Annotated in this window: 7 protein-coding genes; 5 read left to right on the top strand and 2 right to left on the bottom strand. The window is 74.9% G+C overall.

The window, feature by feature from the left end; genetic code table 11:
• Positions 1 to 185: 185 nt before the first annotated feature.
• The 3 genes from ACFY0X_RS30180 (at position 186) to ACFY0X_RS30190 (ending at position 3,039) form a co-directional block, all read left to right on the top strand.
• The gene (locus ACFY0X_RS30180) at positions 186 to 998 is read left to right on the top strand and encodes an ATP-binding cassette domain-containing protein (protein WP_387759286.1); all 813 of its coding nucleotides are present in this window, start codon (positions 186 to 188) and stop codon (positions 996 to 998) included.
• 116 nt (positions 999 to 1,114) lie between these two features.
• Positions 1,115 to 2,449 carry a hypothetical protein gene (locus ACFY0X_RS30185; RefSeq protein WP_387759288.1) on the top strand — a complete coding sequence of 445 codons (1,335 nt, stop codon included), beginning with the start codon at positions 1,115 to 1,117 and terminating at the stop codon, positions 2,447 to 2,449.
• Entirely contained in the window at positions 2,446 to 3,039 is a 594-nt protein-coding gene (locus tag ACFY0X_RS30190; protein ID WP_387759290.1) for a hypothetical protein, read from the top strand. The genes ACFY0X_RS30185 and ACFY0X_RS30190 overlap by 4 nt, the downstream gene beginning before the upstream one ends.
• 70 nt (positions 3,040 to 3,109) lie before the next feature.
• Here the strand turns inward: ACFY0X_RS30190 and ACFY0X_RS30195 are convergent, their stop codons facing one another.
• Both ACFY0X_RS30195 and ACFY0X_RS30200 read right to left on the bottom strand, forming a co-directional pair.
• Positions 3,110 to 5,326 carry a trehalose-6-phosphate synthase gene (locus ACFY0X_RS30195; protein ID WP_387759291.1) on the bottom strand — a complete coding sequence of 739 codons (2,217 nt, stop codon included), beginning with the start codon at positions 5,324 to 5,326 and terminating at the stop codon, positions 3,110 to 3,112.
• Between the two features lie 244 nt (positions 5,327 to 5,570).
• Positions 5,571 to 5,954 carry a peptidase inhibitor family I36 protein gene (locus tag ACFY0X_RS30200; protein ID WP_387759292.1) on the bottom strand — a complete coding sequence of 128 codons (384 nt, stop codon included), beginning with the start codon at positions 5,952 to 5,954 and terminating at the stop codon, positions 5,571 to 5,573.
• Positions 5,955 to 6,469: 515 nt separating this feature from the next.
• Here ACFY0X_RS30200 and ACFY0X_RS30205 point away from each other — a divergent pair.
• Positions 6,470 to 7,459 (top strand): phospholipase, encoded by a 990-nt coding sequence (locus tag ACFY0X_RS30205; protein WP_387759293.1) that lies wholly within the window; start codon positions 6,470 to 6,472, stop codon positions 7,457 to 7,459.
• A gap of 200 nt (positions 7,460 to 7,659) precedes the next feature.
• Positions 7,660 to 9,255 (top strand): alpha/beta fold hydrolase, encoded by a 1,596-nt coding sequence (locus tag ACFY0X_RS30210; protein WP_387759295.1) that lies wholly within the window; start codon positions 7,660 to 7,662, stop codon positions 9,253 to 9,255.
• Positions 9,256 to 9,653 lie beyond the last annotated feature (398 nt).

Genomic DNA, 9,653 nt, shown 5'->3' on the forward strand with positions numbered 1-9,653 from the left:
GAGGCTGACCGCCCGCCGAGGCTGACCGCCCGCCGAGGCTGACCGCCCGCCGCGGCTGACCGCCCGGCCCCGCCGGCCGCCCGGCCCCGCCGGCCGCCCGGCCGCTGCCGCCCGCTCGGCCGCGGCCCGTCCGACACGCGCAACACCCGTCCCGCCCTTCACCCGCACCGCGAGGAGAACCGCCCATGCCCGTCACCGGCATCGCCGCCGAGATCGCCCCCGCCCGCTACGCCCACCACATCCGGGCCCGCGCACTGACCGTCCGGCACGGCCGCCGCCTCGCGGTCGCCGGGATCGACCTGGACCTCGGCACCGGCGTGCACGGTCTGCTCGGCCCCAACGGCGCGGGCAAGACCACCCTGATCCGCACCCTCGCCACCGTCCTGACCCCGCACGGCGGCGAGCTGGAACTCCTGGGCGCCCCCCGGCGCAGTCGGGGCGAACTGCGGGAGGTGCGCCGCCGGCTGGGCTACCTGCCGCAGGCCTTCGGCCACTACCGGCGGTTCACCGTACGGGAGTTCGTCGAATACATGGCCTGGCTCAAGGAGGTGCCGCGGCGCCGGACGGCCGACGCCGTGCAGCACGCCATCGACCGGGTCGACCTGACCGGCCGGGCCGACGACCGGATGGGCTCGCTCTCCGGCGGCATGCTGCGCCGGGCGGGCATCGCCCAGGCGATCGTCAACGACCCCGACATCCTGCTGCTCGACGAGCCCACGGTCGGTCTGGACCCCGCCCAGCGCCTGGAGTTCCGTGCCCTGCTGCGCGACATCGGCGAACAGTCCTGCGTGCTGGTCTCCACCCACCTGGTCGAGGACGTCGCCGCGGCCTGCACCAGCGTCGTGCTGATCGACGAGGGCGGCACGGTCTTCGCGGGCCACGTCGACGGGATCCGCGCCGCGGGCACCGACGCGGACCCGGGCGACAGCGACATCGAGCGAGGCTACTCCGCCATCCTGCGCCGGCACCGCGAGGCGAAGGCCCGCGCGCCGAAGTAGACCGGCGCCCCTGAAGTACGGTCGGCGCCCCCGAAGTAGGTCGGCGCCCCCGAAGCAGGGCCCCGCACCGGTGGCGCCCTGCACCTCCCCGACCCCTAGAACACTGGAGACGACGTATGTTCCGCATGACGCGCCTGGAGGCGAAGCGCTCGGTCGCACCGGCGCTGCTCCTGGTGCTGGCCGTCCTGGCCCGGATCTTCCTCTGGATGGACGTCCAGCAGTGGGCGGCCAGTTGGACCTCGCTGGTCTACTCGCTGCGGTCGACCGCCTGGATCTGCCTGCCGGTGGTGCTGGCCGCCGCGATCTGGCACGGCGGGCGGGAGCGGCGCAGCGCGGTGTCCGAACTGTTCGCCGCCACACCGCGGCCGGGCCCGGTGCGGCTGCTGCCGGCCCTCGTGGTGGTGGCCGGAGCGGCGGTCGTCGCGGTGGCGGCGGTGATCGGGTGGTCCGTGGTGATCGTCTCCGGGAACGCGACGTTCAGCGACGGCGGGTGGCCGCTGGGCCTCGCGGTGGGGCTGCTCGCCGTCGTCGCCGTGGCCCTGCTCGGACTGGGCATCGGCCGGGTGGCCCCGGCGCCGGTGGCGGCGCCGCTGGGAGCGGTGCTGCTGTTCCTGGTCCTGGCGGTCGCCCAGATCCGGGACGGCCGACCGGCGAACCGGCTGGTGGACACGGTGCTGCCGATGCTGCCGGTGACGGACGACTTCCACCGGGTGCTGCCCTCGCTGTCCGCCGGCCAGGCCGTCTGGTTGACCGCCCTCGGGGTGACCGGCGTGCTGCTGGCCGTCGCCGGGACCACCCGGGCCCGGGTGCTGGCCGCGGCACCGGCCGTGGTGGGGCTGGCGCTCGGTTCGCTGGTGGCGCCCTCGGGCGCGATCGTCCCGGAGTCGCGGGCCACCGAGCTGGTCTGCGCACCGGAGGACGGCCGGGTCTGCGTCACCAGGGTGCACCGCGCCGCGCTGCCCGACCTCCTGCCGCCCGCCCGCAAGGTGCTCGACGCCTTCGCCGCGGTGCCCGGCGGTCCGACCCGGGTGCAGGAGGACCCGGTGAGCTGGATGCTGGACGACGGCAGGGCGGCGGGCGGAGCAGTGGACACCGGAACGGTACGGATCGAGCTGCCGTACCGGACCCAGCAGGGCGGCATCCGCTGGGAGCCGGACACGGTGGTCGACCTGGTGGCCCAGCACGCCGTCGTCGACCTCGGCTGCTTCTCCGACGAGCGGGGGTGGACGCGGGCGTCCGACGCCTCCCGGGCGGTCTCCGCGGTGCTCCTGGGCACGCCCGCCGACCGGCTGGGCCCCGTCGCCCGGGCGGCCCACGACACCCTGCGCGCGCTGCCCGACGGGGAGCGGTACCGGCGGATCGGGGAGGCCCGGAAGGCCGGGCTGGCCTGCCAGGACCCACTGGCGGCCGTGACGGGTGACGTCGCGACGGGCGAGGGGGCCGGCCGGTGACCCAGCGACTGCGCGGCCTGGTGCTGCACCTGCGCAGCCGGGCGATCCCGGCGACCCTCCTGGTCTTCCTGGCCGCCGCCGCCCTCACCTGGGCCGGGCACCGGCTGGACGATCCGGGGACCGCGCGCGCGGTCGGGCTGATCGCCGTGGTGCTGGGCGTCGCCGCCGTCGCCCGTACCCTGGCCGGCCCGGACGAGGAGCTGGAACGCGGCACCCCGGTCCGCTGGCGGCTGGTCAGGGCACTGCACGTGCTGCTGCTCGGCGGGGTCCTGTTCGGCCTGCTCGCCGCCGCCCGGGCGGCCGCCGACCGGCCGACCCACGCGGTGCCCTTCGGCAGCCTCGCCCTGGCGGTGTCGGCGCTCACCGCGCTGACGGCCCTCGCGGCGGCGCTGTTCGGAGCGCATGCTGCCTGGGCGCCGCCCGTCGGCTGGGCGCTGCTGATGGTGGCGATCGGGCCCCGGCCGACCCGGTTCGAGCAGGCGCTCACCTGGCTCGTCCAGGAGCCCCGCACCGACACCTCGACGACGGTGGCCGTGGGCCTCACGGTGCTGGGCGCCGTCGCCTACACCCTGCGCGGCAGCCGCCGCTGACCCCGCCCGGAGCCCGGCGGGCGCCGCTGATCAGGCCCGGAGCCCGGCGGACGCCGGGGACGGCTACCGCTCACGGGCGCCGCGTCGGGACCGGGGACGGGTGCCCGGTGATCCGGCGCACCGCCGGCGGTGCGACCGAGGTGGAGCAGCCCCGGATGGCGTGGACGATCCGGACGGCCCAGTCGGCGGGCCGCTCCCGGCCGAGGAGTTCGGAGAGCCGCTCCAGACGGGCCCGGCGTTCGGCGGGGGAGAGGTCGAGGGCGCGGGCCAGCACGGCGGCGAGGTCCTCGGGCGAGTGCGGGTCGGTGAGCAGGGCGGCCTCGCCGAGTTCGGCGGCGGCGCCGGCGCGGCGGGAGAGCACCAGGGCCCCGGGCACCGCGTCACCGGGCAGGAGGGCGGCCCGGGCGGCGACGTACTCCTTGGCGGTCAGGTTCATCCCGTCCTGGAGGGAGGTCACCCAGAGCACGTCCGCCGCCAGGTAAGCGTCGACGACCCCGGTGGCGGAGAGGCTGTGCGGACGGTAGTCGACCGGTTGCCAAGTACCTTGCTTCCAGTGGGAGTTCACCTCGGCGACGCGCCGTTCGAGGTGGCGGCGGGTGGCGTCGTACGCGGTGATGCCGGGCTCGGGCGGCGCGCAGACCAGCCGGAGGAGGAACCGGCCGCGCAGCCCGGGCCGGCGGGAGAGCAGCAGGTCGACGGCCTCGACCTTCTGGACCGGGGCCTTGGCGTAGTCGAGGCGTTCGACCGAGAGCACCACCGGGCCGGCGGCCGGAGTGCGGTGCGGTGCGCGGAGACGGGTGAGCCGCTCGACGGCCGACCGGTCGATCCCGAGCGGGTGGACACCGGTGCGCGGCGGGTCGGGCAGCCCGGCCAGGGCCCTGCGGAAGTGACCGGCGAACTCCTCGGTGTGGAAGCCCGCCCAGTCGAGGCGAGCCAGGGAGCGGCGCAGTTCGGCGGCGACCGGGAGGGCGGCGAAGACGTCGAGGGCCGGGAAGGGGGTGTGGTGGAAGATCCCGGTCCTGACGTCGGGCCGGAGGCGGCGCAGCAGGCCGGGGACCAGCCAGAGGTTGTAGTCGTGCAGCCAGACGGTGGCGCCCGGGGCCGCCTGGGCGGCGATGTGCCGGGCGAACCGCGCGTTGACCGTGCGGTAGTCGGCCCAGGCCCTTTCGTCGAAGGTCGACCTGCCCGGTTCGGACATCAGGACCGGCCAGAGGGTCTCCTTGCAGGCGCCGTGGAAGTAGCCGCGCCAGGTGGCCGTGTCCAGCGGCACGGGGGACAGCGGCAGCGAGGTGGGCGGGGGGAGCGCCGCCGTCCGGTCGCGGCCGGTCAGGGCGGTGACCCAGACGCCCGGCAGGCCGTCGGCGAAGGCGCTGGTCAGGGTCGGCAGGATGCCGTTGGGGCTGGCGGGCGGCTGCCAGCTCCCGCCGTCCCAGTGCAGCGGCGGGCGGTGGTAGGCCACCACGAGGGAGTGCCGGTGCGCGGGGGCTGGGGAGTCGGTGGGGTCCGGGCCGCCGGAGTCGGAGCGCACCGAGGCGGAGCGTGCGGAGACGGAGCATCCGGAGTCGGGCTCGGGGGAGATCCAGCCGAGGTCCAGGAGCGCCGTGTGGATCCCGGCCGCGCCGGCCCGGTCCGGGCGGTGGACGCGCGAGTCCTCGGCCAGGGCGGTGAGCAGCGCGGGCTCGGCCCCGGCGACGACCACGGCGTGCGCGCCGAACCGGAACAGCGAGAGGTCGTTGAGGGAGTCCCCGGCGACCAGGATCCCTTCGGGCCGCCAGCCCAGTCTCCCGGCCAGGGCCCGTAGGGCGTTGCCCTTGGAGGCTCCCGGTGGCAGGACGTCGAAGTAGCAGTCCGCCGAGTACACCCAGGCGCAGCCGAGGGCCTCGACGGCCGCCGTGAGTCCGTCGGTGAGCAGGTCGGGGTCGAGGTGGTAGGAACAGCGGCCGTTCTGGACGACGCCGCGCTGGTAGGTGAGCCCGGGGAAGCCGCGCAGCGCGGCGCGCACCCGCTCCGGTCCGGGCCAGCCCGCCCGCAGGTGGTCCTGCACCGGGCCGACGGGCGTGAAGTCGGTGCCGTCGACGACGGTGGCGCCGACGTCGGCGATGATCCACCGGGGCCGGGGGACGAGCGGATCGCGCAGGACCTCCCGGACGGAGGCCGGCGAGCGCCCGGTGGCGAAGACCGTGGTCACCTCGGGGTGGCGGACCAGGGCGTCCCGTAACCGGCGCCGGTCGTCCCCGGTGCCGCCGAGTAAGGTGCCGTCCAGATCGGTGACCAGAATCCTCGACATCCGTGGGACGCTAACACGAGCGCGTCCCGTGGTGAAGTGTTCACCTTGCGCCGCCCGTTCGGCCGCCCCACGGGGCGGGGAGCGGCCCGGGCCGCATCTCGGGTGCCCCTGACGAGTGCTCAACTACCTTTCGTCCGAACGGTTGTGGTCGCGCGCCGCAGTTCGGCTTCTGTCCCCGATCCGGCACGGCGGCCCGCCGACCGGTCGCCCCGGCCGACGAGCCGCCGCGCGGCCCGCCCGGGTCCTAACCGAGGTAGGCGCGGTAGGCGCTGACCCAGGCGCCGATGCTGCTGTAGCCGGAGGCGTCGATGGTGATCGAGCCCCCGGTGCAGTCGTAGTTGTCCCACAGTTCGACCCGGTCACCGCCCTCGGTGCGGGCGGAGCGGATCCGGTCGTTCCAGTTGTCGCCGACGTACGTGCACGCCCCCTGGTTGCCGTAGAACCAGCGGTCCGCGCCCGAGAAGCCGGTGCCGGTGAAGGCGTGGAAGCTGGGCTGGCGGGCGAGCGGGGAGGTGCCGGCGGTGTGGGAGGCCGAGGGGGCGAGGGGCTGGGCGGAGGAGGTGGGCGCGACGACCACGGTCGCGGTGAGGACCGCGGCCGTGAGCAGCACCCTGCGGACGACGGGCATGTGACGTCTCCTTCGGTCGAGCGCGTCCGGGTGAACGGGGCCGCGGAAGGACGGAGCGCACACGGCCGCTCCGATCCCGTCGGCGCATTCACTCGGCGGGCAGCTCAGAATTACCCGCGGCGGCGGCGAATAGTTACGTATGCGAAGAAATGGCGGAAACCGGTGCGGGTTCCGCTGTCGGCGGCGATTCCCGGCGGTGCCGCGCCCCTTACCGACTTCGGGCAGGGATTCGAACCACCGGCCCCGGGCGGAACGGGTGGTTCCCGTGGGGCGGCTGGGCCCGCGCGGAGCGACCGCCTGTTCGAGGGCGGACACCCGTCACCCCGGGCCCGGCGGCCGCGACGGCGGCCACCACCCGCCGGATCCGGCCGCACCCGAACGGACGGGGACGGGCGCGGGCCTCGTTCAGCGCTCATTCACCGTACGTCGGCGCACAGTTGGTGATATCGATTGTCTGACCGCAGACAAGTCGGAACACGGACGACACCGGAACGCCAGCGAGAAGGAGCACCCGCTTGAGGACTCACCACGGACCCGGCGCACGCGTGCGGATACTGCCCGCCCTGACGGCGGCACTGTGCGGGATCATCGGCACCACCACGCTCGGCGCCGCGCCCGCGGAAGCCGCCGACCAGCGCCACCCGATCTACGCCATCGCGCACCGGGTCGACACCCTGGACGGCGTCGACGCCGCGATCAACCACGGCGCCAACGCCATCGAGATCGACGTCTGCGCCTGGTGGAACCCGAACGAGTGGCGCGCCTACCACGACTGCTCCTCGGCCGGCGAGAACCGGCTCGGCCCCAGCTTCGACAGCATGCTCGACCGCATCGTCTCCAACGCCAACGCGGGCCGCCGGCTGTCGCTGGTCTGGCTGGACATCAAGGACCCCAACTACTGCGGCGAGGAGCCGAACCGCACCTGCAGCGTCGCCGGACTGCGCGACAAGGCCCAGCGCCTGACGGCGGCCGGCATCCAGGTGCTCTACGGCTTCTACGAGTACCACGGCGGCAGCACCCCCGACGTCGGCGGCCGCGGCTGGAAGAGCCTGGAGGGCAAACTCGGCCCGCTGGAGGGCATCACCACGACCGGCACCCGCGACCAGGTGCGCAGCGCCTTCGACCGGTCCGGTGCCGGCTTCCCGGCCGGCCGCCGGGCGATGGACTACGGCGACAGCGACATCACCAAGGGCTTCGGCAACTGCACGGAGCCCACCTACAACACCTGCGCGGAACTCAGGAAGGGAGCCGCGGACCGGGCCGCCGGACGGCTTGCCGCCACCCTGTCCTGGACGACCACCTACAACGACCCGTGGTACGTCGACAAGCTGCTCGGCGACGCACAGGTGGACGGCATCATCGCGGGCTACGGCGCCTTCACCGGCGTGCGCGAGTACGACGACAGCTGGCAGTGCGCCAACGCCGTCAACCTCGTCCGGGACTGGGTGAACCGCCACAGCGGGACCCACCGCATGGCCACCGGCGGGGACCACCTGTTCAAGTAGGCGGCCGCTCCCCGACGTCGCGGACCCCTCCCTTACCAGGCCCCGGTGCCCTCGGCCGACGGCACCGGGGCCTGATCCCGAAGTCGTAGAACCGTGGGCGCAGTTCGGCGAAGGCGGCCGATACCCGCGGCGGATGCGACCGGCCGGCCGGCCCCCTAGCGTCACCTCCGACGGCCTGCCGACCACCCGAGGGAACCGCCGTGATCCGTACCGCCGAGCCGGCCGCCGCAGTGGCGGCGCTGGCCCTGACCGTCCTCACCGCGCTGTCCGCCCCGGCGGCGGGCGGTGCCGCCACCACTGCCACCGGCGGGACAGCCACCGCCGCGACCGCCACCGCCCCCGCCGCCGACCCGCTCGCCGAGCTGCGCCGCCGACAGCCCGCCTGGCACGCCTGCCGGACCGGCCCGGAGGACACCGCCGGCGCCGAACTCGACGCCGCCGGAGCCCGCTGCACCGAGGTCACCGTGCCGCTCGACTACCAGCACCCGGACGGCCGGACCCTGGACGTCGCCCTCTCCCGGCTGCCCGCCACCGACCCCGCCCACCGCCTGGGCACCCTCTTCTACAACCCCGGCGGCCCCGGCGTCCCCGCCCGCCACCTCGCCCTCGCCCTCGGCCGGGCCGCGCCCGCCCTCGCCGCCCGCTACGACGTCGTCGGCATGGATCCGCGCTTCGTCGGCGCCAGCACTCCGCTCGACTGCGGCTGGCCCACCAGCGGCCCCGGCTCGGCCGGGCCCACCCGCGCCACCTTCGACCGGTCCGCCGAACTCGCCAAGGACCTGGCCGCCCGCTGCGCGCCGTACCGCGCCGTGCTGCCGCACGTCTCCACCCGCAACACCGCCCGGGACATGGACCTGGTGCGCGCCGTCCTCGGCGAGCCGACGATCGCCTACCTCGGCTCCTCCTACGGCAGCTACCTCGGCGAGGTGTACCTCCAGCTGTTCCCCGAGCACGTCGGACGCGCGGTGCTCGACGCCGCCCTGGACCCGGACCGCTTCGGGCCCGACCTGACCGCCACCCAGGGCTCCGCGATCGACGCCGCGCTCACCGCCTGGGCGCAGTGGACGGCCCGCCACGAGGACCGCCACCACCTGGGCACCAGCACTGCCGAGGTGCTCGCCGCGGTCGAACGGATCCGCCTGGCCGCCGGCCGCGCCCCGCTGACGGTGGGCACCCACCGGGTCGACGCCCGCGCCCTGCCGCAGGTGCTCTGGGCGGTGTCGGCCGGCGACGACACCGCCGCCTACACGGAGTTCGCCGCCGTCGTGCGCGTCCTGCTCGACGCCGCCGAAGGCCGTACGGCCGTCGAGCCGACCGCACTGCTGGAGGCCGTGCTGACCGGCCTGGAAGCACCCGACACAGGCGGAGCCGCCGCCGTGCAGACCGCGATCATGTGCGCGGACCGTGCCGCCTCGCGCGACCCGCTCGCCTACTACCGCGACGTCCAGGCCCACCGCGCCGACGAGCCGCTGTTCGGCCCGCTGACCCGCAACCTCACACCCTGCACCTACTGGCCCGCACAGCCCGCCGAACCGCCCACCAGGGTGCGCAACGCCGTCCCCGTCCTGCTGGTCGGCGCCGACGGCGACCCGGCCGCCACCCGCGCCGGCCAGCTCTCCGCCCACCACGCCCTGGCCGGCTCCCGCCTGGTGACCCTGCGCGGCGCCTACCGCCACACCGTCTACGCGGGCCTGTTCGCACCGCGTGACGCCTGCGTGGACGCCGTCGTGGACCGCTACCTCCTGGCCGGCGCCCTTCCCGCCCAGGACACCGACTGCCTCGCCGCCCGCCCCTGAGCCACGACATTTGTTTCGGGCGTGGAGGAGGAGTACTGTCTCCCAGTCGCTCGACTGGGAGCACCGGACACGCGTCAGCGCGGACGGTCCCGGGGCGGCCAATCCTCTGAACCAACACCTCCCGGCTCGGGTAGATCTGTCATGTGCAGATTCGGCCCGGTCTGTATGTGGCGTGTTCGTTTTATCGGATTGCGGCTGGATTCGCTTTTCGGAGCGAGGGTCGGCTAGTGTTTGAAACGTCGGACAGGGCGCCACGCCCCGAAAGGCACCGGCGAGTTGGATGAACGAAGCCCCGAAAACGGAGCGGAAAACGTCTGATAAGCTGGAAACACGAAAGAACGAAGCCCGGAGGGCCTGCTGGAAGGCGGCTCGAAGGAAGCGTCCGTTCCTTGAGAACT

This window comes from Kitasatospora sp. NPDC001547, from assembly GCF_042894165.1.
In the GTDB taxonomy this organism is placed as follows: domain Bacteria; phylum Actinomycetota; class Actinomycetes; order Streptomycetales; family Streptomycetaceae; genus Kitasatospora.